The 21,390-nt window shown below is 66.6% G+C and carries 22 protein-coding genes; 3 read left to right on the plus strand and 19 right to left on the minus strand.

The features are described 5' to 3' along the window. Positions 1-43: 43 nt before the first annotated feature. Positions 44-445 carry a VOC family protein gene (locus KV110_RS22920; RefSeq protein WP_218469336.1) on the plus strand — a complete coding sequence of 134 codons (402 nt, stop codon included), beginning with the start codon at positions 44-46 and terminating at the stop codon, positions 443-445. On the opposite strand, the gene KV110_RS22925 is transcribed toward KV110_RS22920, so the two are convergent. The 19 genes from KV110_RS22925 to KV110_RS23015 form a co-directional block, all read right to left on the minus strand. Then, positions 446-1,693, minus strand: coding sequence for a cytochrome P450 (locus KV110_RS22925; RefSeq protein ID WP_218469337.1), 1,248 nt, complete (start codon positions 1,691-1,693; stop codon positions 446-448). Next, positions 1,690-3,267 (minus strand): AMP-binding protein, encoded by a 1,578-nt coding sequence (locus KV110_RS22930; protein ID WP_218469338.1) that lies wholly within the window; start codon positions 3,265-3,267, stop codon positions 1,690-1,692. Before KV110_RS22930 ends, KV110_RS22925 begins: the two co-directional genes overlap by 4 nt. After that, a complete protein-coding gene (locus KV110_RS22935; protein WP_218469339.1) occupies positions 3,264-3,992 on the minus strand; it encodes a nitroreductase family protein in 729 nt (242 codons plus the stop codon). Before KV110_RS22935 ends, KV110_RS22930 begins: the two co-directional genes overlap by 4 nt. Before the next feature lie 10 nt (positions 3,993-4,002). Further along, complete coding sequence (locus KV110_RS22940) at positions 4,003-4,755, minus strand: class II aldolase/adducin family protein (RefSeq protein ID WP_218469340.1); 753 nt, start codon at positions 4,753-4,755, stop codon at positions 4,003-4,005. Between the two features lie 16 nt (positions 4,756-4,771). Beyond that, entirely contained in the window at positions 4,772-5,497 is a 726-nt protein-coding gene (locus tag KV110_RS22945; protein WP_218469341.1) for a 2-hydroxychromene-2-carboxylate isomerase, read from the minus strand. Continuing rightward, positions 5,497-6,426, minus strand: coding sequence for an acyl-CoA thioesterase (locus KV110_RS22950; RefSeq protein WP_218469342.1), 930 nt, complete (start codon positions 6,424-6,426; stop codon positions 5,497-5,499). The genes KV110_RS22945 and KV110_RS22950 overlap by 1 nt, the downstream gene beginning before the upstream one ends. Beyond that, a complete protein-coding gene (locus KV110_RS22955; protein WP_218469343.1) occupies positions 6,419-7,222 on the minus strand; it encodes a beta-ketoacyl synthase N-terminal-like domain-containing protein in 804 nt (267 codons plus the stop codon). Before KV110_RS22955 ends, KV110_RS22950 begins: the two co-directional genes overlap by 8 nt. Positions 7,223-7,446: 224 nt before the next feature. After that, positions 7,447-8,571, minus strand: a complete 1,125-nt coding sequence (locus KV110_RS22960) for a beta-ketoacyl synthase N-terminal-like domain-containing protein (RefSeq protein ID WP_218469344.1) — start codon at positions 8,569-8,571, stop codon at positions 7,447-7,449. After that, positions 8,549-9,613, minus strand: coding sequence for a beta-ketoacyl synthase N-terminal-like domain-containing protein (locus KV110_RS22965; protein ID WP_218469345.1), 1,065 nt, complete (start codon positions 9,611-9,613; stop codon positions 8,549-8,551). The genes KV110_RS22960 and KV110_RS22965 overlap by 23 nt, the downstream gene beginning before the upstream one ends. Then, positions 9,610-10,827, minus strand: a complete 1,218-nt coding sequence (locus tag KV110_RS22970) for a beta-ketoacyl-[acyl-carrier-protein] synthase family protein (protein WP_218469346.1) — start codon at positions 10,825-10,827, stop codon at positions 9,610-9,612. The genes KV110_RS22965 and KV110_RS22970 overlap by 4 nt, the downstream gene beginning before the upstream one ends. Positions 10,828-10,829: 2 nt before the next feature. Then, positions 10,830-11,087 (minus strand): acyl carrier protein, encoded by a 258-nt coding sequence (locus tag KV110_RS22975; protein ID WP_218469347.1) that lies wholly within the window; start codon positions 11,085-11,087, stop codon positions 10,830-10,832. After that, positions 11,084-11,605, minus strand: a complete 522-nt coding sequence (locus tag KV110_RS22980) for a 3-hydroxyacyl-ACP dehydratase FabZ family protein (protein ID WP_218469348.1) — start codon at positions 11,603-11,605, stop codon at positions 11,084-11,086. The genes KV110_RS22975 and KV110_RS22980 overlap by 4 nt, the downstream gene beginning before the upstream one ends. Next, complete coding sequence (locus tag KV110_RS22985) at positions 11,605-12,063, minus strand: 3-hydroxyacyl-ACP dehydratase FabZ family protein (protein ID WP_218469349.1); 459 nt, start codon at positions 12,061-12,063, stop codon at positions 11,605-11,607. Before KV110_RS22985 ends, KV110_RS22980 begins: the two co-directional genes overlap by 1 nt. Next, positions 12,060-12,800 (minus strand): 3-oxoacyl-ACP reductase FabG, encoded by a 741-nt coding sequence (fabG, locus tag KV110_RS22990; protein ID WP_218469350.1) that lies wholly within the window; start codon positions 12,798-12,800, stop codon positions 12,060-12,062. The genes KV110_RS22985 and fabG overlap by 4 nt, the downstream gene beginning before the upstream one ends. Before the next feature lie 124 nt (positions 12,801-12,924). Then, positions 12,925-14,145: a CaiB/BaiF CoA transferase family protein gene (locus tag KV110_RS22995; protein ID WP_218469351.1), complete on the minus strand. Its 1,221-nt coding sequence runs from the start codon at positions 14,143-14,145 to the stop codon at positions 12,925-12,927. Positions 14,146-14,155: 10 nt separating this feature from the next. Next, on the minus strand, positions 14,156-15,325 hold the full coding sequence (locus KV110_RS23000) for a steroid 3-ketoacyl-CoA thiolase (RefSeq protein WP_218469352.1): 1,170 nt from the start codon (positions 15,323-15,325) through the stop codon (positions 14,156-14,158). Next, a complete protein-coding gene (locus KV110_RS23005; protein ID WP_218469353.1) occupies positions 15,322-16,332 on the minus strand; it encodes a ferritin-like domain-containing protein in 1,011 nt (336 codons plus the stop codon). Before KV110_RS23005 ends, KV110_RS23000 begins: the two co-directional genes overlap by 4 nt. Next, complete coding sequence (locus tag KV110_RS23010) at positions 16,329-17,036, minus strand: LmbU family transcriptional regulator (RefSeq protein WP_218469354.1); 708 nt, start codon at positions 17,034-17,036, stop codon at positions 16,329-16,331. The genes KV110_RS23005 and KV110_RS23010 overlap by 4 nt, the downstream gene beginning before the upstream one ends. A gap of 128 nt (positions 17,037-17,164) precedes the next feature. Further along, positions 17,165-18,553, minus strand: coding sequence for a cytochrome P450 (locus KV110_RS23015; protein ID WP_218469355.1), 1,389 nt, complete (start codon positions 18,551-18,553; stop codon positions 17,165-17,167). Positions 18,554-18,850: 297 nt separating this feature from the next. On the opposite strand from KV110_RS23015, the gene KV110_RS23020 reads away from it, so the two are divergent. Both KV110_RS23020 and KV110_RS23025 read left to right on the plus strand, forming a co-directional pair. Next, positions 18,851-20,263 carry an aldehyde dehydrogenase family protein gene (locus KV110_RS23020; protein WP_218469356.1) on the plus strand — a complete coding sequence of 471 codons (1,413 nt, stop codon included), beginning with the start codon at positions 18,851-18,853 and terminating at the stop codon, positions 20,261-20,263. Positions 20,264-20,613: 350 nt separating this feature from the next. After that, positions 20,614-21,354: a hypothetical protein gene (locus KV110_RS23025; protein ID WP_218469357.1), complete on the plus strand. Its 741-nt coding sequence runs from the start codon at positions 20,614-20,616 to the stop codon at positions 21,352-21,354. The last annotated feature ends 36 nt before the right edge of the window (positions 21,355-21,390 follow it).

Raw genomic sequence — 21,390 nt, forward strand, 5'->3', positions numbered from 1 at the left:
CCGGAGGATGCGGACGCCATACAACGACCTGGGAGATGTGATCATGAGCCAGCAACAATCGAACCCAACGGCACGCATCGTGCCGTTGCTCGTCTACGACGATCCGGTCGCCATGATCGGGTGGCTGGAGCAAGCCTTCGGCTTCACCGAGCGCCCCGACACCAGAATCGTCAGCGACGGTGATGTACACGCGGAACTGGAAGTCGACGGCAGTGGCCTGATCATGCTGGCCGCGCCGTCGGTGCACGGCGTCAGCCCGAAGGTCGGGGTGAGTTCGACGACGATGATCGACGTCGACGACGTGGACGCGCACTGCGCGCGGGCAAGGGCGGCCGGCGCGAAGATCATCATCGAGCCCGAGCAGGCCTTCTGGGGAGATCGCCGCTACCAGGCCGCCGATGTCGAAGGGCACCTGTGGCACTTCCAGCAGCGAAAGCAGGCCTGACTAGCTAGCGGCGAACCTCGCGGGCAGCGAGGTGATGCCGTTGGTGAAATTCGACGCGAGCCGGGTCGCCGGGCCGAGCAGCTCGAACCGGTGCAGGTGCGGCCGCAGCTCGTCGAACAGCGTCACCGCCTCCAGCCGGGCGAGATGGGCGCCGAGGCAGAAATGCGGGCCGACCCCGAATGCCAAGTGCGGGTTAGGATCTCGCGTCAATCGCAGCCGGTCCGGCGCGTCGAACACGCGCCGGTCCCGATTGGCCGAGATGTAGTACAGCACCACCTTGTCACCCGCTCGAATCACCTGGCCGCTCAGTGCGGTGTCCTCGGTTGCCGTCCGCCGGAATTGCATAATCGGGGTGACCCAGCGCAACAGTTCTTCCACGGCGCGCGCGGTATCGGTGGCTTCGGTCAGCAGTGCGGGGTCTCGCGCCAGCTCGAGCAGTGAACCGGAGATCAGGTTCCTGGTGGTCTCGTTGCCCGCCACCACGAGCAGCACCCACAGCTGACAGAACTCCACCTCGCGGATCGGCCGCCCGCCGATATCGGCGTGCACGAGCATGCTGACGATATCGTCGCCCGGATTGCGGCGGCGATCGGCCGCGAGGCGTAGCGCGTAGGCGTACGCCTCCGCGAAGGTGTCCCGGTAGGTCTGGATGTCGCCGCCGCCGAAAGCGGGATCGTCGAAGCCGACGAGCCGGTTGCTCCAGTCGTACAGCAATCGGCGGTCCGTGGGCGGCATCCCGAGCAGCTCGGCAAGCACCAGCAGGGGCAATTCGGCGGCCAAGTCGGTGACCGCGTCGAACCGCTCGGCGGCCAGTACCATCGCAACGACGGCATGCGCGTGCCTGGCGATGTCGGCGTGCAAGTGCCGCACCGCCTTTCGGCTGAAGGCCGAGTTGATCGCCTTGCGCAACGTGACGTGCTGCGGGTCGTCCATGTTCACCAGCAGCTGCCGGTCGCGCTCGAGATCCGCCCTGGTCCGCGGATCGACCAAAAATGCGCCCTTGGCCGCCGAGGAGAAGACCGCGGGCCGCCGCGACGCCTCGGCGACATCGCCGTGGCGGGTGAGGGCCCAGTAGCCACTGCCCTTCCACCGCACGCGCGCACCGCCAACCCCGCCACGGGCCAGCAGCGGCTCCTCGATCCAGGCGACCGGCTGATGCTCGCGCAGGTGGTCGAAGACCGCGTGCGGTACACCGTCGGCGTAGGTGCGCGGATCGGCGATGGATTCGATCGGCAGGGATTCGATCATCGTCGGGCCGCCGTCATCGAAGCGGGGCGGGCGAGCGCCCGTCGTGAGTACTCGTCGCGCAGCGCCGCCTTACGGAGTTTGCCGGAGGGATCCCGTGGCAGTTTCGGCACGACCGCATAGGCTCTCGGCGTCTTGAAACCGGCCAGCCGTTCCCGGCACACCCGGTCCAACTCCGCGGGCACCGCGTCGGCGGTGAGTCCGGTGCCGGGCTGCAGTTCCACGACGGCGGCGACTCGCTCGCCGAACTCCTCGTCCGGAATCCCGAAGACCGCGGCATCGCGCACCCCGGGATGGGTCAGGATCGCCGCTTCGACCTCGGCCGCGTAGATGTTGACGCCACCGGCGATGATGGTGTCCAGGGTGCGGCCGACGATGAAGAGGTAGCCGTCGTCATCGAGATAGCCGAGGTCACCGTAGGTGGCGGTGTCCGGGGTCAGCTGCGCGGCCAGGGTCTTCTCGGGTGCGTTGTGATAGTGAAACGACTGTCCGGGGGTATGCACGTACACCTTCCCGACAACCCCGGGGCCGACCGGTTCGCCGTCCGCGTCGACGATCACGAGTTCCGTCGGCGGCAGTGGCTTGCCGACTGTGCCGGGCCGGGTCAACCACGTGGCGGAGTCCACGAACGTGGCGATGCCGCCTTCGGTGGCGGCGTAGTACTCGCTGAACACCTCGCCCCACCAGTCGATCATGCGCCACTTGACATCTGGTGGGCATGGACCGCCGCCGTGCCAGATCCGGGTCAGGCTGGTCCCGCGAAACGCCTCGCGCGTCGCGTCGTCCAGCCGGAGCATGCGGACGAAATGGGTCGGCACCAGATGAGACAACGTGATGGCCTGCTCGTCGATCAGCCGCAAGGCCTCGGCCGCGTCGAACCGTGGCATGAGCACCAGCGCGCAGCCGCGCAGCAGCGGGTAGAGCGAGAAGAACGTCTGCGCGGAGTGATACCACGGCCCCGCCACCAGGACCCGACCCTGGTCAGGCAGCCCGAGGCGTTCGCCGAGCATGGTCAGCAACACCTCGACACGCTCCAGCGGCGCGCCTGCGACGAGCCGGTCGGAGACCACTCCGCGCGGCAGGCCGCTCGTCCCGGAGGTGTAGAGCAGGACCGCACCCGAGCACTCGTCCTGGATGCCCGCCGCCGCGCCGGTCAGCAACGGTTCGACGGCGATGAAGTCGCCGATCCGCTGGTCACCGAAGGTCAGGCGGACATCGACACCGCCCGCCTGAGCGGCGCCTGTCGCGGCCGTCTCGGCGAAACGCGGCTCGGTCAGCACACAGCGGCTCCCCGAATCGGCCACGATGTGTGCGATTTCGTGCGGCGTGAGATGCCAGTTCACCGGGGTGACCGTGAGCCCGGTGTGCAGGCAGGCCAGCAGCGCCTCGAACGTCTCGCGCCGGTTACCGGTGACGAAGCAGACGTGATCGCCGACCTTCAGCCCGCGCGCCCGCAGCATCGCGGCCCATTGATCGACCCTGTCGTCGAGCTCCGCCCAACTGACAGAACCGGATTCGTCGATGATGGCAACGTCCTCGGGACGATCACGGACCATCCGCCGCAACAAAGCACTCATTGCACATTTCCCCATTCCTGAGCCCAGCGGTCTCGGTAAGTCATTTCTCGCGCGGGTCGTCGCCGCGACGGCCCGAACGTTTCGGCGGGCCAGCCCATCGGTATGAGCGCCGCGGGTACCACGCCCGCCGGAATGGCGAGCAGCTCGCACAGGCGCAGGTAGAGCGCTTCGTGCGCGGTCGGTCGCCCGGTCCGGTCCAGCGCGCAGATGGCGTGCGGGGTGGTCAGCACGGTGCCGAGGCCGACCGACCGCGCCGCCAGTAGCAAGTTCTGCACGGCCGGATAGATCGAGGCGCCGCCGAACAGGTCGACCGGATTGCGCGGCACCGGAAGAAAACACGGGACCACTACGACGGGCACGTCCTCGAAATGCTCGGCCAGGTACCGCGCCGAAGCGGTGATCCGGCGGGCACTCGCTCGCACGGACCCGCCGGGCCGCGCGGTATATCCGCTGTTCTCCAGCACCTGCCACGCCTCTCGATACCAGTCGCCGAGTTCGCCGCGCAGTGTCCGATCGCGGACGACGATGAAGCGCCATGGTTGCCGGTTGCTGCCCGAGCCCGCGCACACGGCATGGTCCAGCACGAAATCGAGCAGCGTGATCGGCACGTCGTCGCTTCGGAAGCGGCGCACCGACCGCAGCGTCCGCACGCACTGGCTGACCTGCTCGATACCCGTAGGGTTCAGTGCCTGCGCATCGGGCGCGGGCAGGATCGGTGTGCTCATCGCCGTTCCCTCACTCCAGCAGGCCCGGTTCCCGGTGCACGATGTCGGCGAACAACGGGCGGAAGTTCAGCCGACCCAACTCGGGGCTGCCGATGGTGTCGCGGGTGGACCGGGCCGACGACGGATCGATGGGCACCGGGTCACCGGCCGCCTCGGCGAGTAGTTGCACCTGGCACGAGCGGTCCATGGCGATGAACCACCAGACCGCCTCGCCCACCGAACCACCGACCGTCAGCAGCCCGTGGTTACGCATGATCAGCGCCTTGCCCGCGCCGAGCGCCGCCGCGATCCGCTTCGCCTCGTCGAGACCGAGGACGACGCCCTGGTATTCGGCATAAACCGCGTGATCTTCGAAGAAGGCACAGGCGTCCTGGGTGAGCGGATCCAGCAGACGCCCGAGTGTGGACCAGGCCCGCCCGTGCACCGAGTGGGTATGTGCGACCGCGACGACATCCGGCCTGGCCTCGTGCACCTGGCTGTGAATCGCGAACCCGGCGGGATTGATTCGTCCGCTCCCCTGCACGACCGTTCCGTCCCGGTCGACCAGGAGCAGATCGGCGACCCGTACCTGTCCGAAGTGCAGCCCGAACGGGTTGATCCAGAATCGGTCCGGGAATTCCGGATCGCGAGCGGTGAGATGACCGCCCGCCCCTTCGTCGAAGCCGTACCTGGCGAACAGTCGTAAGCTTGCGGCCAGTTGGCGCTGCCGGTGGACGCGTTCGGCGGCATTGTCCCGGCCGGACGGGTGTGTCGCGCTCGTCATCGAAAGTCCTTCCAGATCAACCGCATCCGCCTGCGGTGTCGCGGTCGTAGGCGAACGGGACGAGCAGCGTGTCCTGTGTTGGCGGCGAATCAACCTGTCTCGTCGGCGAATCGACCTGCCTAGGCGAATCATCCTGTGCCGCCAGCAGATCGATGAATGCGTCGACGCGGTCGAGTCCCCAGAGGCGGTGGCGGCCGATCCGGAAGTAGGGGATGCCGAAGATGTCGTCCAGGTAGGCCTCGACCAGGCAGTCGACGCCCTCTTCCCGGATCTGCGCGTCCTCGGTGGCTCGGGCCAGCACGTCCGGCGGCGCACCCACGGACTCGGCGAGCCCGCGAATCACCGTGCTGTCACAGATGTTCTCGCCGCGCTCCCACCGGGCGGCCATTACCGCATCGAAGAACTCGGCACCGAGGCCACCGCGCCGCGCTGCCAGCCACGTCAGGTGCGGCACCTCCCACCACGGGTTCACGTCGATCGGCCACGCCATCGGAATCCCCAGCTGTCGTGTCAGGCGCTTGGTGTCGTGCAGCAGGTACATATGTTTGGCCTTGCTCATCTGCACGTAATGGAACTCGGCGCCGCGTTCGCGCAGTGCCGCCGACGTGCGTTCGTCCGGATCCCAGTACGGGATGAACTCGACCGTGCGGTGCAGGTTCGGTATCGCCTGACCGAGCTTGCGCACGGCCAGCCACGTGTAGGGACTGCGGAACGAAAAGAACACCCGCGCACCGCGTTTCATCAGCGATCTCCCAGGAGTGCGGCAATCGTCGGCGGATCGAACTCGGCGAGGGTACCCGCGCCAGGACCGTCCACGATCGCGTATCCGTGCAGAATGCCTGCCGTCGCGGTGTGCACCATCGTCGCGTCCCGCTCGACGTAGCAATCCATCCGACCCCGATGGCTGATGCCGCGCAGGATCTCTTCGACGGTGAATGTGGTGTGCACGGTTTCTTCCATGTGCACGTCGGCGAGCATGTGCACGCGGGCCTTGGAGACGACCGGTATCCAGCCGCGGTCGGCGAGCATGCGGCCCACCGAGATTCCGCGACTGTCGAGGAACCGGTCGACGACGTCCTCGAGTGCGCGCACGTATCCCGAATGCTGCAACCGATCCGAGTAGTGGCAGTAGAAGTAGGGGACCCGCCAGGACCACAGGAACCCGGTAGGGCCGATGCCGAGCGCCCGCCGCACCTCGGTGCCGGGCGAAACCACCTGCTGGGCAGCGTATTCCGGCGGACCGATGCCGCCGACGACGAGCTCGACCAGGTCAGGGGGTGGCGCGAGGACGGCTCGGCCGCGCTCTCGGACCAGGGCGACGGTCACCGTCGCGCGCGCGACCAGCACGTCCGTTCCACCCCTGGACGCGGTCAGCCGGACCTGGAAGCGGCCGGAGCCGCGCTCGCTGACCTCGGCGGTGACCTGGTCGTCGATGTCGAGCACCGCGGGCAGCAGCACCGAAGAGTCGACGATCTCCAAGCCGAGTCCGTAGTCGTGGAACAGGGTGCCCGGACCCAGCCCGCTATCGCGAAACCATTGCAGCACAGCCTCTTCGACCAAGCACATGAACTGTTTGAAGCCCACCCAGGTCCGGATGTTCGCGCTGTCGTAGCGGGGTCGTACCGTCATCTCGCCGCGCTGCGCCGCGCGGATGTTCACCGCGTTATTCACTCGTCGCACCTCCCTGCTCCGTCGGTGTCACTCGCAGCCACTTCCAGCCATCGGCCCGGCTGCCGCATGCCACGGTGACGGCGTGGTCGTGTTCGAGCACCGATGCGGCCGCCGCCGCTGTGCGCAGCACACCGCACGCACCGAAGGTCGCGTCGAAGTCGTCCGGTGGTGGTTGCGTGGGTGGCGGTCCTGCGTGCATCGTTCCGATCACCGGCGCAGGCCAGGTGACGCGATCGGCGCGCTCGAGGACCACGCATCCGGCCGCCGACCGCAGCAGGACCTGGTCCGGTGCGACCGCATGGCGATACAACGCCGCGGCGATCTCGTCATCCGGCTCGGCGCCGACGACGATCACCCGCTCGGCGCGGCCCGCGTTGATCAGAAACCGACCGGTCGCCACGGCATCGAGACCGGAGGTCGCGCCGGAGCACACCATCACATTCGGCCCGCCGCAGCGAAACCAGATCGCCACCGCACTCGCCAGCACATTGCTCGACGCGTTCGGCGCGTCGAGCACGCTGACCCCGCGCAGATCGCCTGCCGCCACGGTGCGCGCGAGACGCGCCACGGTGGCGACATTGCCGAGGTTCGAGCTGGCCACCACCGCGGTGCGCGGTTGCGGCGGGCCCAGGTTCCGCGACGCTCCGGCAGGGAGACCCAGCGCCCGATGCACCGCACACAACGCGAGCCGGGTCGCCGGTTCCTTGTGCAACAAGCCTTTTCGGCCCAAGATTTCGTGCACCCGCTCCGGCGGAAGGTCGGATTTGTCCTGGTCGCCGGACAACCCGGACGGCAAGTGCAGAGCCCACCCCGTGATAGCGGTATCCGCAAGTCCCCCAGTCTCCTCCGCTGTTCGCTTGCTGCGCTCGACCGTGCGGACCGTTCGCTCGCCGCGGTCAGCCACACCCGCTGTTCGCTCGCCGGGCCCAGCCATGCCGCCCCTTCGGCCACCGGAATCAGCCAGGCCGACTCCTCCCTTGCCAGGCTCAGCCATCCCCGCTGTTCGGGCGCCGCGCTCGTTCATGCGACAGCCTCCAGCAACGTGACGGCGTTGACTCCCCCGAAACCGAACGAGTTCACTTGGGCCGTCCGGACGGACGCCGTAACCGGCCGTCCCGCGACCAGGCGTAGGTGGGCAGCCTCCGGTAGCGCTTGCCGCAGTCCGACGACGGGTGGCACCATCCCCGCCGCCATGCATCGGATGGCGATCTCGGTACTGAGCAGTGCCGAACCGCCGGAGGTATGCCCTACCGCGCCTTTCAGCGCGGTCACCAATGGTGTTGCCGCGCCGAACACCTCGGACAATGCGGTGGCTTCGGCGGGATCGTTGAGCGCGGTGCCGGTGCCGTGCGCGACAACGAGATCCACGCATGACGGGTCCCGCGCACCCCGCTCGAAAGCTTCCCGCATCGCCCGGCAGATGCCGTCGTGATCCAGCGCGGTCTCGCGGGCCGCGTCGCAGGACAACCCGGTGGCCAGCAAGCGAGCCCTGGCCAGCGCGCCGACCAGGCTCTCGCGGACGACCACCAAGACCACCGCGCCCTCGCCGAGCAACACTCCGGTCCGGTCGGTGTCGAAGGGCCGCACCGCCGTCGTCGGTGTCTCGCTGACCTTGCCGATCATCGCCAGCATCGATGCCGTCATCGAATCGGTGCCGCCGACCACCACCGCGTCCGCCTCCCCCGCGTCGAGCAGATCTTGCGCGAGCGCCAGCGCGTATCCGCCCGCGCTGCACGCGTTGGAGATTGTCAGCACGTCCGCAATGCCCGGTGCCGCCCGACGCACCACGGTACCGAAATGCAATGCGTCGGCGGCGAACTCGGCGTCCGAGTCCAGCGCCATCCGCTCCACCGCACGCAATTCCCGCAATCCGGTGGCGATGATCGCCCGCACTCGATGCCGCCGGGGATCGACCGCCGAACGGGCCAAAGCCTCAGCGACACATTCACCGAGCCAGCGACTCGCCCGGAAGGTCTCTTCCTCGGTTCTGGGCTCGGCATGAAATCCGCACCGCACGTTGACTTTTCCAGAATCTACATACCGTAGCCGTGCGATCCCGCTGCGGCCGTCGAGCAGCGCCAGGAAGGTCGCGTCACCATCGCCGAAGCAGGTTCGACACGCACTAGCCTCGATGACCACGGACATCCGCACACCCCCTGACCACCGCGGCCGCGAGCGCGCCGTCCTCGGACCAGCCGACCATCAGCGCCGCCGCAGCGCCGACCACCAGCGAGGCGGCCAGTTGCACCACACCCGCCGCCGCCCGGCAGTCGCCGAAAGTGACCTCGAGATCGAGTTGCCGCGCTCTAGGCGCGCGCAGCGCCATGGCCGCGCGGATGTGCGCGGCCATGGGGCCGTCCGTCCCGGAGATCAGCGAATGCGACAGCGCATCCCACGTCGTCGCGGCTTGGTCCAGCGCCGCATCCGCGCAAGCCAGCACCGCGTCCACGGTGGGGCCGCCGGGACTGAATCGGCAGACCACCGGCGACAACTCGGTGTGCACCTGCCGTCCGGTGCGTCGCGCCTCGTCGGCCCGCTCGAGCACGAACACACCGGCCGCCTCACCCGGAGTGATACCGATATGCCGACCGGCCCACGCCGAATGCGGCGTGAACTCCTCGACCGCACCGACCAGCAACGCGTCGGCGCGCAGCCGGTCCAGTGTGTTCTGGGCGTAGCGCAGGACGTTCAGAAATGCCACCGGCCCGCCCGCCAGGGTCGTGTTCACCCCCTTGAGCTGGAAGCGGATCGCCGCTTGCCCGGCAGCGGTATTCATCACCGTGTTGGGGAACAGCGCGGGATTGACGAGATACGGGCGGGCCTGGATCAAGGTGTCCTTGCTGAAGGTCATCGTCGAGCTGAGACTGCCCGCGGTCGTGCCGAAGACCACGCCGACACGGCGGCGGTTCTTGTCATCAACGCGAAGCCCGGAATCTTCCAGCGCCTGCGCGGTCGCGACCAAAGCCAGTCCGGTGCCACGGTCGTAAAATGTTGTGCCCTTGCGGCCGAGATGGCTTTTGATGTCGAAATCGGTGACGACATGCGCCTGCGCCTCCGGCAGCACCTCGTCGTACATGGTGTCGATCGGGTGCCGGGTGCCGCGGCGGCCGTGGAGTGCGTCGGCGAAGACCTGAGGGCCGACGCCTGCCGCGCTCAGAATTCCCCAGCCCGTCACCCCGGTGGTCATGCCCGCACCTCGTCCATGGCACCGAAGATGGTGATCGCGTTGTTGCCGCCGAAGGCGAACCCGTTGTTCTGGACCGTGCGCACGCGCGCGGTCCGCGCAACATTGGCAACCGGGTCCAGCCACGGCATGTCGGGATCCTGGTTGCGCCAATTGACGGTCGGCGGAAGGAACCCGTCGGCGATGGCCAGCGTCGACGCGATCGCGCCGAACCCACTCGCCGCCCCCATCGTGTGACCGAGCATCGACTTGATGGAGCTCACCGGCGGCGGCCGGTCGCCGAACACGTCACGGATCGCCCTCGCCTCGACGAGATCGTTGGCCCGCGTACCGGTTCCGTGCGCGCAGATGTAGTCGATGTCGCCTGGTGCGACGCCCGCACTGCGGTGCGCCTGCCGGACACACTCGGCGATGTCGTCCTGGTTCGGTGCCACCATATGGTGGGCGTCGCAGTTGAGGCCGTAGCCGAGCATCTCGGCATAGATCCGCGCGCCGCGAGCCCGCGCGTGCTCGAATGTCTCCAGCACGAGGGCGGCGCCGCCCTCGCCGGTGAGGATGCCCGAACGGTCCCGATCGAACGGTGAACAGGCGCGCTCCGCGAGCGCACCCATCCGGTAGAAGCCGGCGTGCGCCCACCGGCACACCGAATCCGCGCCGCCGGCAACCATCACGTCCGCGCTGCCGGAGCACAGGTGCTCGTAGGCGTACGCCAGCGCGTAATTGCTCGCCGAACACGCGGTCGTGATCGTGATCGACGGTCCGGACGCATCCAGTTCCTCACTCACCGCATGTGCGAGGCGTGCGGCGGGCACGAGCTCGACCAGCTTCGGATCCAGTGCCTCGAACCCGCCCGCCACCTGCTGGGCCGTAAGTGCCTCCACGACTTGCGATTCCCCGCTCGTCGTGCCCACTACCGCACCGATGCGGTCGCGCGCTACGTCGCCCATGCCCAGCCCGGCATCGTCGACGGCCAAGCGCGCCGCCGCCGCGGCAAACAGGCTGGTGCGCCCCCAACTCGCCGGGTCGACCCGGCGGACCATGGCCTGTGGCGCGAACCCGTGGACCTCTCCGCCGTGCACGTAGGGGAAGCCGGTCGAATCGAAGCCGGCGATCTCGGAGGTGCCGATCCGCCCGGCCCGCAATCCTCGGCCGAAGTCGGCGACACCGATGCCGATACTCGACACCGGGCCGAGGCCGGTGACGACAACCCGGTCCACTGTCAGCCCGCGTCCAGATAACGTTGCACCAGGTCCTCGACCGCCTTCATATTGCGCATTTCCGGCAATTCGTACTGCGGCACGTCGATGCCGAATCGCTTCTCGATGCGCGCCAGGATCTCGATTGCCCGCAACGAATCCGCGTCGTACTCCGACACGAAATCCGCTGTGTCCGATAGCTCTTCGGGTTCGATTTCGAGCACTTCGGCGACGATTTCGCGCAATTGCGCCTTCAGTTCTTTGCTCGGCACCATGGTCATTCTGCCTCTCGCTCCGTGACATTTTCTCGGTTCTTGATATGCGGGCGTACTGCCGACGACGGCCGGACCGTGGCGGCGAAGGTGCCGACCTCGGCCACCAGCCGGTCCCCTATCGAGGTCGTCCCCGACGCGAACGCGGTGTCACCGATCTGCGCGTCGAGGCAAATTCGATGGCACAGCAGATCGCCCGGGTAGGCGGCGGAATGTATTCGGCAATTCCGTGCCGCCCCGAACAACAGCACGCCATCCGCTGCGGACTCGCGCCCCGCTATCCACAGCAGTGCCGCCGCCTGGCCGAACGACTCGAGCAGCAGCGATACCGGATATGCCCACGCGTCCGAATCCGCCGTTTCAGCGATGCCCTGATAACACGGCTCGCAGGCGGTCACCGCCTTGATCGCGTGCACGGATTCGCCGGGCACGAGATCGAGCACCTGATCCAGCAATAGCATCGGATAACGCTGCGGTAGCAAGCGCCGGATCTGTCCGTGGTCGCGCATGATCAGTTCCCGTGTCATCAGCTGCCCGCGAATTCCGCGGTGATCGCGGCGATCCGGAGGCCGTCGTCTCGACAACACCGGGACCGGACGACGAAGATGCCGGGTTCGGCGCTCGCTCGCACGCTGACGTCCAGGTGCATCGTGTCCCCCGGGAAGATCGGCGCCAGGAAGCGCATCGACCGCACCGCCGACAGCCGGACCGAACGCCCGGCGAGCACTTGGCGGATCGCCTGGTCGAGGCATTCCAGGATGAAAACCCCTGGTAGCACGGGAAAGCCGGGAAAATGCCCGACAAGATAGGGTTCGTCGTCCATAACGTGCTTGACCGCGCGAAAGACCAGCTCGTCCCGTCGGCCGTCGGCGACCCACGCATCGAGATCGGGCGGCACCCGCAGCTCATCGACCGCGGCGAGCGGGGCGGCCCGCATGCCACGCACGGGCGCCAGCGGACGATAGCGGTCGAGGCTGCCGGTCACAATGTCAGGCCTCCGTCGACGGCGAACGTCTGGCCGGTGATGTAGGAAGCCGCATCGGAAATGAGGAAAGCCACCAGCGGAGCGACATCACCGGGTTCGCCGAGGCGGCCCAGCGGAATCGAATCGAGCGCGTCCTTTCGCTTTGCCGCGGGGAGCCCTTTGGTCATGTCCGTCTCGATGAAGCCGGGCGCGACCACATTGACGCGGACACCGTACGGCGCCACCTCCTTGGCCAGCGATTTACTCATCCCGATGATGCCCGCCTTCGACGCCGAATAGTTGCTTTGCGTCGCGCTTCCGTAGATACCGGCAACCGACGAAATATTGACGACAACCCCGCGTCTACGCTTCATGAATCTGTACAGCACCGATCGACAGAAATTCCAGGTGCCGGTGAGATTGGTGTCGATGACGGCATCCCAGTCGTCCCGGGGCATCAATACGATCGGATTGTCCCGGACGATCCCGGCATTGTTTATCAACGCGCCCACCGGGCCCACCGATCGGTACGCAGCGGTCACAAACCTGTCGACCGCATCCGAGTCACGGACATCGCATGCCCCGAGATAAAACGGCACACCAATGGCCGCGAGCTCGGCTTTGATCTTCATCGAGTCTTCGCTTTCGGCCGAATAGCATCCCGCGATCGCGTAATTGCGGGCAGCGAGATGCAGTGCGAGCGTCCGTCCGATTCCCCGGGAAGCGCCGGTGACGAGTGCACAGAAATGATCAGCCAAGGCACCCTCCGGATTTGCCGATGCTGCTATTTGGAGTCGTAGGCAATTCTACTTCCGAAAGCGAGCAACCAGAACGCATCGCTGCGCGAATGCCGAGGCGATTATTGTCCATAGCGAGTACCTGTTAAATCGCACCGGCGCCGCGGAGTGCGGCGATGTCCGACCCGCTCAAACCGATTTCGGCCAGTACGGTTTCGGTGGCCGATCCAGGCGCGGGCGCCCCGAAACGAACCCGCGTCGGCGTCCGCGAAAACTTCACCGCCGGTCCGGTGATCGGCGCGGTCGTCCCGTTGCTCAGAGTGGTCTGCTGCAGCATGTCCCGCTCCAGCACATGCGGGTCGCACGCGACCTCGGCGAGGCTTCGCTCGATCGTCACGGGGACATCGGCGGCGTCAAGGACGGCGCGCACGTACTCGACCGGGTGGGCCGCGCACCATTGCCCGACAACGTGATTCACCTCTGCGCGATTGGCCACCCGTTCGGCGTTGACCGCGAATCCGGGCGCCTTCGCCAACTCCGGACGCCCGATCGCGGCCGCGAACCGGCGCCATTGTTTGTCCAGCGCGATGGCGAGGTAGACCCGGCCGTCACGGCATTCGTAGGAATTGCTCGGCACCACGAATTCACTCTGATCACCCCACCGGGTGAGCGGAACGCCGGTGGCCGCGAGCGTCAGGTAGCCATCGCTTTGGAAAAGCAGTGCGTCCAGCATCGATACGTCGACATGCTGGCCTTCGCCCGTGCGGTCGCGATGCCGTAGCGCGGCGAGCGCACCGATGGCGGCGTGCAGTCCCGCCAAGTCGTCGGCAAGGAAGGTGGGCGCCTTGCTCGTCGCGGCCGCGGGGTCGCCGTTGAGCCGAGACCACCCGCTGCTGGCCTGCGTGATCGGGTCATAGCCGCTGCGCGTGGCATCGGGGCCGAACTGCCCCCAACCGGAAATCGACACGAAGACGATGTCGGTCTTCACGGCACAGCAGTGCTCGTAGTCGATTCCCCAGCCCGCCAACGTGCCGGGCCGGAAGTTCTCGACGACCACGTCGACCGTGTCCACCAGACGCAAGAACACGTCGCGAGCCGCCGGAACCCGAAGGTCGAGCGAGACACTGCGCTTGTTCCGGTTGACGGTCTGGTCGAACCAGGACAGCCCGGTGCCGGGGATTTCCGGTGGCAACCTGCCCGCCCGGGTTCGCGGCATCTCGATCCGCAGCACGTCGGCGCCGAGATCGGCGAGCACGCAGCTGGCCATCGGGCCGGACCAGACCGTGGTGCAATCCAACACCCGCACCCCGTGCAGCGGCCCGTCCAGATCGGTCCGAGAGCGGCGGTAGAACTCCGTCTTCTTCATCGGCTACCCGTCACATCCGCTGCAGAATCGACGCGGTGCCGAGCGAGCCGCCGCAGCACATGGCGATCAGCGCGGTTTCCCGGCCGGTGCGCTCGAGCTCGTGCAGCGCCGATACCAGAAGCCGGGCGCCGGTCGCGCCCATGGGGTGACCGAGCGCGATCGCCCCGCCGTTCACATTGGTCCTGTCCAGGTCCGCCTTGTGCGCCCGCGCCCAGGACAGGACGACCGCCGCGAATGCCTCGTTGATCTCGTACAGGTCGATGTCCTGCAACGACATTCCAGCGCGGTCGAGGATCTTGCCGGTAGCCACGGCGGGACCGTCCAGCAGATAGTAGGGGTCGGCGCCGGTGACCAGCTGATGCAGCAGCCGTCCCCGCGGCCGAATGCCGAGTGCCCGCGCTTTGCGTTCGGACATCCACAGCGCCGCCGCCGCGCCGTCGGACACTTGGGAGGTGGTCGCGGCGGTGTGCAGGCCGCCGTCGATGGTGGGCGGCAAGCAGGCCAGGTCGCTCATCGAGGATGCGCGCAGACCCTGGTCCCGGTCCACCGTCAGAGATTCGGTCGGCGCACCGTCCGAGCTCGGGGCAGGCGCCTGGATCGGGACGACCTCCCGGTCGAAGCGACCGGCCGCCCATGCGGCGGCCGCACGGTGCTGCGAGCGCCATCCGTAGGTGTCGATCTCGGTGCGCGACAAGCCTTCCCGGCGGGCGATCCGTTCCGCGCCACCGAACTGGCCGCCGCGTGGGTCGTCCCAGCTGTAGCTCTTCGTCTTGTAATGGCCCGGCCCGTTGCGGAAGTTGACACCCATCGGCACTCGGCTCATCGATTCCACGCCACAGCCGATACCCACGTCGATGACACCGGCGGCGATGAGCGCCGCGACCAAATGGTTGGCCTGCTGGGCGGATCCGCACGACACGTCGACGGTCGTGCACGCCACCCCATAGTCCAGTCCGGTGTTCAACCAGGCATTGCGCGTGACATTCAAACTCTGCTCACCGGCCTGGGTGACGCAGCCGCCGATGATCTGTTCCACCTCGCCCGGCTCGATACCCGCCTGCCGGATGACCTCGACGAGCACATGCTGAAGCAGCTCGACCGCTTTGACGCCGGCCAGCGCGCCGTCGCGCTTGCCGATCGGCGTCCGTACGGCCGCCACGATGACTGGCGCCACGGTCATCGCGCCGCCAGCACACGGCGATTCGCCGAGAACCCCAGCAGATTCATCTGCGACATTCCGTCGCGCACCCGCTCGGTCAGCAGACCGATCTGGCTGAGCGCGGAGACGATCTTCGCGAAGATCGCCTGCCGGTAGGCGATCATCAGTGGGTCGGTGAGCGCGTAGTGCATGCCGTCGGAACGGGTGACGTCGATGCGGTCCCAGATGTCCTCGAGCAGGAACCGGCGCCGCATCAGCTGCGCGGCGTCCAGCACGACCTCCTCGCGCTCACGCCGTTCCGCGTCGGTGAGCTCGGTGTACAACTCCTTGAGGCTGAGCACTCCGAACGACACGTGCCGCGCCTCGTCGCGGGCAACCAGCCGGGTGATGTCGCGGATGAGGTCATCGTGGAAGGTCGTGTTCGCCATCCGGAACGCCGCCATCGCCAGCGCCTCGACCATGATCTGCATGCCGAGTGCGGTGACGTCCCACCGGGAATCGGAAAGTATGTCGCCCAGCAAGGTGGACAGTGAGTCGGAAATCGGATACGGCTCAGGAACTTTCTCGCGTAGGTATCGCGAGAACACCTCGACATGCCGCGCCTCGTCGACGACCTGACTGACCGCCAACTGTTTGTTCTCCAGATCGGGCAGCATCTCGACGAGCCGCGCCGCGGCGACGAGGGCGCCCTGCTCACCGTGCAGGAATTGGCTGATCATCCACGATTGGAATTCCCACCGGTACAGATCCCAGCTTTCCCGGCCGCGTCGCGCGAATGGCGAACTCTCGAACGACGACATACTGAAGGTCGAATCATTCGGCAGTGGAGCACCGAACTCTACCTCGGTCGACCAGTCGACATCCGACTTCGCACTCCACTGCGCGGCGCGCGCCCGCTCGATGAGGGAAAGCGTTCGCGGCGAACGTGGTTCGTAATCCCAAGTGAGGCGTGCGGTGATCGGCGCGTCCACGTGCCATTCGTGTTCGTTTCCGTGGGCCGAGCGGGTCAGGCCCATATCGCTGTTCATTCCAGGATCTCCCGTGCCGCCCGGTCGAGGGTGCCGACCACCCAGTCGGCGAGATTGTCACAGTTTGCGCGTTCCGCTGCGGTACGCCAGTGTTCCTGACGTTCATAGGTCAGGTCGATTTTCAAGGGCGAGGCCAGTTTCGGCAACTGTATGACGCCGTTGCGGCCATTCCGTTCGACCATTTGCGCGGCACGCAGGCGCCGCCGCAATTCGTTGCGGGACCATTGCAATCGCTCGGCTCGGGCCAGCCACGTGTCCTGTTCCGCCTCGATCAGCGCGGCCACCTCCGCGTGATGACCGAAACTCAGTCTGTCCCGCCGGCGGGACATCGGAAACTTACGGGCCACCCAGGCACAGTTGCGCAGCGTCTGATAGCGAAAAGACGTTTCCTTGATCGCCTGTTCATAACGGTTGCCGAATTCATCCTCACCGTAAATGAGCCAATCACCAACCCACCATGCCGAGGAATTGGCTATCGTAAAAATCTTCGAGCCGATCTCGCGCCACGACTCATAGGACAGGCTGTGCGGCAATATAAGACCGGTAGGCCTGGCTCGACCGCCTTGATCTGGTCCGGAGCCGAAAATCGCGCCGGCCAGCAGCTGTTGTGCTCGCGGCTCACGCCAAGAAATTACTTTACCTTCGGGGCGATCGCAGTCCACGGATATTCCGAGATCTTCCCCCCCACGGACAAGGCTACCCATTTTCTTTCTTCCTACTAGATGAGTCTTTTGGAACAGTTCGCTATCGAGAAGTTGTGTGTTAACGCGCAGGCAGGAGGCAAATAAAATTGTTGTTCGAGCCTCTTGTGTCGAGGGAGGTGCGCGGCGTATCAGGCAAGCCGACGCGGTATCCGCACCCGTCCACCGTGCTTCGGGACCACCAGCAGGTTGTTCATCTCGGCGGGCTCGTCGCTCGGACGATCCGGGTGCAGGTCGACCTCGCGCAGCACGACGCGAAGCACCGTCTCCATCTCCGATTGCGCGAATCCGGCGCCGAGGCACCTGCGATCACCGCCGCCGAACGGAATCCAGGCGAACTGTGGGACGTCCGGCGCCAGCCACCGCTCGGGACGGAACGCCGCCGCGTCCGGACCCCAGACCTCGGTGTCGGAGTGCAGGCCGCCGATCGACGGCGCCACGAAAACCCCGGCAGGAAGCCGATATCCGGCCAGTTCGACCGGTTCGGCCAGCCGCCGAGCCACGGTGTAGAGCGGTGGACGCACCCGCAGCGCCTCCTTCACGACCGCGGTGCGATAGGGATCGCGCGGGTCGTCGAGGCCATCGCGCACCCTCGCCAACGCGTCCGGGTGACGAAGCAGCCGTTCGAAGGTCCAGGTCAACGCGATCGCGGAGGTTTGGTGTCCGGCGGTCAGCAACGTGACGAGGCCGTCGCGCACCGAGGTGTCGTCGGGATTCGCCGCCAGCAGTTGGGACAGGATGTCGGAACGCCGCGCTGCCGCCGGATTCGCTCGCCGCTCGGTGATCAGTCGGTAGATCAGTGTGTCCGCGTAGTCCAATTCACGAATGACCCGCCGCCAGGGCCAATAGCGACTCATCGGCGGATGCAACAGCATCGCCAGATGAAAGAACCGCACCTCCATGATCGCCCGGACAGCGCGAGCGAGCTCGCGGGACCCCGCCTCCCCGACATCGCCGAACAGCGCGGTGATCATGATATCGAGCGACAGCGTTTCGATACGCGGCAACAACGGGAATACCCGGCCTACCGGCCAGTCCGCGACCGCCCGCTCGGTCAATTCTTCGACCAACGCGACAACTGCCTGAATTTGCTCCGTGTGCAGCGCGCGAATCATGTACTTTCGCTGGATTTCGTGTTCGCTGCCGTCCAGTGCCAGCACGGATTTGTGTCCGACCATGGGAACCATCATCGCCTGCGCGCGCCCGGCCTCGAAGACATCGGATTCGCCGCGAAATATCTGGCGGATATGATCCGGATCCCTGACGACGACGAGCACACCCGCCGGTTCGGCTCGCAAGGTAAAGATATCCCCATAGCGATCGTGTAGGGCCGGTAGGTAACGATCCCTGCGTTTCCATAATCGCATCGTCTGCAGACCGACCGAGCCGGTCGGGCCGGGCGGTAAACCGTCGAGATCGGCCGGGGTGAGCTTGCTCCGTGGCGCGTCCTGCGGCTTCCAACTGTATAAACGATCGGTAGCTGACGGGCGCGTCTTCGGCATCTGGCCAGATGTCGTCATACTCCCCTCCCAGGGATCAAACCGAGCCGGCGAAGTATGCGCCCGAGCACGCTACGCCGACGAATGCTCGACCCCCACCCGCCGGTGACCCAGGTGGCGGTGTCCGTGGAGGCCGGGCACGCAGGCAAGTCTACGGTCGGCCCGCCGTCAAAAGGCGGCTCCTCGGCCGATCCCGCACACCTGTTCACTCAATGTCGGGCGGCCGCAAAGATCAATTGGTCGACGCACCGGACAGCGTTCGCGCCGAATCCCTTCCGAAACAACTCGATTGGCCTTCAGCGGCGAAATGATTGCGCGATGAGCGAATTCGGGATGACCATCGAAGGCGACCACGTCATCGGCCACCGCATGTTCGAAGTTGTCGATCCGGCAACCGGCGAAGTGTTCGCCCAGGCTCCGGAGTGCTCGCCCGCGCAACTCGACGCCGCAATGCACAGCGCGCTGTCCGCGTTCACCGACTGGGCGGCCGACGACGACCGACGACGCGAGGTGCTCGACTCCGCGGCCGCGGCGGTACTCGCCGCCGCCGATCCGCTGGCCGAGCTGCTCACCGCCGAGCAAGGCAAACCACTGGCCGACTCGCGACGCGAAATTGCCAGTGCGGCACTGTGGTTGCGGTACTTCGCGCAACTGGAGCTGGCTCCGGAGATCGTGCGCAACGGCAAGCACAGCCATGCGCGGATCTATCGCAGAGCGCTCGGTGTGGTCGCCGCGATCACGCCGTGGAATTTCCCGATCGCACTCGCCATGTGGAAGATCGCACCCGCCCTGCGCGCGGGCAACACGATGCTGCTCAAACCGTCACCGTGCACACCGCTGTCGTCGCTCGAGCTCGGCCGAATTCTGGCCGGTGTCCTGCCTGCCGGTGTCCTGAACGTCGTTTCCGGGACCGATCCGCTCGGCGCGGCGATCACCGCACACCCGACTCCCCGCAAGATCAGCTTCACCGGATCCATCTCGACCGGTCGGCTCGTCGGAGTAGCTGCCGCACAGGCACTGAAGCCCGCGACGCTGGAACTCGGCGGAAATGATCCGGCAATCCTCCTTGACGACGTCGTCCCCGCCGAGGTGGCCGAAGCATTGTTCTGGGCCGCGTTCGGCAACAACGGGCAGACCTGCTTCGCCGTCAAGCGGGTCTACGTTCCCGATGCGCTGCACGACGAGGTCGCCGACGCGCTCATCGAGATCGCCGGTCGCGTCCGGGTCGGCGACGGTAGGCAGCCCGGCGTCCAACTCGGACCGCTGATCAACGGGCACCAACTCGACCGGGTCCGCGGATTGGTCGCCGATGCCGTGCGGCACGGCGCGACCGCCACGGCAGGCAAACAGGCCGTCGGCCCACCCGGATTCTTCTGCGCGCCAACCATCGTTACCGACGTGACCGACGGCATCCGCTTGGTCGATGACGAACAGTTCGGACCCGCTCTGCCGATCATTCGCTATCACGACCTGGACGACGCCGTCGCTCGCGCCGATAACGGCAGGTACGGTCTCACCGCGTCCGTGTGGTCCGGCGACCCCGAATGGGCGCACTCGATTGCCACCCGGCTCGATTGCGGGCAGGTGTCGATCAACGCCCACGGTGGCGCGGTCCGGCCGCACCTCCCCTTCGGCGGGCACAAGTACAGCGGTATCGGTGTAGAGAACGGCATCTGGGGCCTGCACGAATTCACCTCGATGCAGGTCATCTCCGGCCCCAGCGGAACTTGATGGGTAGCTGCCGAGTCAGCACCATGTTGTTGTTGGTTCTTTTCCGCAACCGCCCGACCCTCCGCTGGCCACTTCGGTACGGATCCGATGGTGGTCAGTTCGACAGCGCCGACAAACCTCGCATAACGCCTGGCCTACAGCACTTTTAGGCTGGTCTGTGAGCACAATCACTTTCGGCTCATCGACAGTCGGCTTCGCGCCGACTACCTCGACCGATCGTGCCGAGACACGGTAGTTACCGCCGATTCTTCAACGACTCCGCGAACTGAGTGATTGCTGATAGTTTGCCGAAGTTACTTCCACTTGATAATTTCGCCCCGTCAGGCAGTTCGAAAGATTGGGGATTATCCGTGCATACAAGAACTTCCAAGCTCATGGTCGCGCTCGTCGCCACAGCCGTGCCAGTCGCCACCGGTTCGCTGATACCCGCTGGGGCCGCGGTCGCCTCGCCTGGCTACGCACCGGTAACCGTCGCCGCGGCCGAATTCGCACCCGAAGACGCTCAGCGCCAACTCATTACGCAGCTTTTCGGCGAGCCGATACCGGCCGCATCCGCTAGTTCCACCACCACCACCACCGACGACGCCCAACCGGTGGCCGCGACTCCGGTAGCCCAACGTCCGATCGGTGGCTTGCCCGACTACCCCGCCCACGTGTTTCCCAGCGCCGAAGCAGGCGCCATCATCGGCGGCCTGACCGGCGGGGCGATCGGCGGCGTGGCCGGAACCGCATTCGGATTGGGCCTAGGCTGCGTGGCCGGACTTCCGTTCCTGATCGTCGGCTGCCCGGTCGGCGCGATCCTCGGCGCCACAATCGGTTTCGCTGTCGGCACTACTGTCGGCGCGGTGTCCGGCGTCGTGCTCGGGACATCGGACGGAATCGCCCGTCAGTTGCCACCGCCGACCACCACCGATTCCGCCACGGCTCCCACTGCCGCACAAGCCATCCCCGACACGCAAACCGCACTACCGAGCACGACGGACTTCCCCGCACCTGAAGCCGACGTCATCGAGACGGGAATACAGCAAATCCAGGCGGGCCTGCAACAGGCCGCGCACGCCATCGGCATCCCGCAGCCCGCTGCCGGATAGCATGCCGAGGATGCGGGATAAGGCTCGTCTCCCTGC

It is taken from the genome of Nocardia iowensis (genome assembly GCF_019222765.1).
Lineage (GTDB): Bacteria > Actinomycetota > Actinomycetes > Mycobacteriales > Mycobacteriaceae > Nocardia > Nocardia iowensis.

Coding starts and splice junctions, on each gene's coding strand:
- KV110_RS22920 (WP_218469336.1), top strand. CDS start 44: ATGAGCCAGCAACAATCGAACCCAACGGCACGCATCGTGCCGTTGCTC.
- KV110_RS22925 (WP_218469337.1), bottom strand. CDS start 1,693: ATGATCGAATCCCTGCCGATCGAATCCATCGCCGATCCGCGCACCTAC.
- KV110_RS22930 (WP_218469338.1), bottom strand. CDS start 3,267: ATGAGTGCTTTGTTGCGGCGGATGGTCCGTGATCGTCCCGAGGACGTT.
- KV110_RS22935 (WP_218469339.1), bottom strand. CDS start 3,992: ATGAGCACACCGATCCTGCCCGCGCCCGATGCGCAGGCACTGAACCCT.
- KV110_RS22940 (WP_218469340.1), bottom strand. CDS start 4,755: ATGACGAGCGCGACACACCCGTCCGGCCGGGACAATGCCGCCGAACGC.
- KV110_RS22945 (WP_218469341.1), bottom strand. CDS start 5,497: ATGAAACGCGGTGCGCGGGTGTTCTTTTCGTTCCGCAGTCCCTACACG.
- KV110_RS22960 (WP_218469344.1), bottom strand. CDS start 8,571: ATGTCCGTGGTCATCGAGGCTAGTGCGTGTCGAACCTGCTTCGGCGAT.
- KV110_RS22965 (WP_218469345.1), bottom strand. CDS start 9,613: ATGACCACCGGGGTGACGGGCTGGGGAATTCTGAGCGCGGCAGGCGTC.
- KV110_RS22975 (WP_218469347.1), bottom strand. CDS start 11,087: ATGACCATGGTGCCGAGCAAAGAACTGAAGGCGCAATTGCGCGAAATC.
- KV110_RS22980 (WP_218469348.1), bottom strand. CDS start 11,605: ATGACACGGGAACTGATCATGCGCGACCACGGACAGATCCGGCGCTTG.
- KV110_RS22995 (WP_218469351.1), bottom strand. CDS start 14,145: ATGAAGAAGACGGAGTTCTACCGCCGCTCTCGGACCGATCTGGACGGG.
- KV110_RS23000 (WP_218469352.1), bottom strand. CDS start 15,325: ATGACCGTGGCGCCAGTCATCGTGGCGGCCGTACGGACGCCGATCGGC.
- KV110_RS23005 (WP_218469353.1), bottom strand. CDS start 16,332: ATGAACAGCGATATGGGCCTGACCCGCTCGGCCCACGGAAACGAACAC.
- KV110_RS23010 (WP_218469354.1), bottom strand. CDS start 17,036: ATGGGTAGCCTTGTCCGTGGGGGGGAAGATCTCGGAATATCCGTGGAC.
- KV110_RS23015 (WP_218469355.1), bottom strand. CDS start 18,553: ATGACGACATCTGGCCAGATGCCGAAGACGCGCCCGTCAGCTACCGAT.
- KV110_RS23020 (WP_218469356.1), top strand. CDS start 18,851: ATGAGCGAATTCGGGATGACCATCGAAGGCGACCACGTCATCGGCCAC.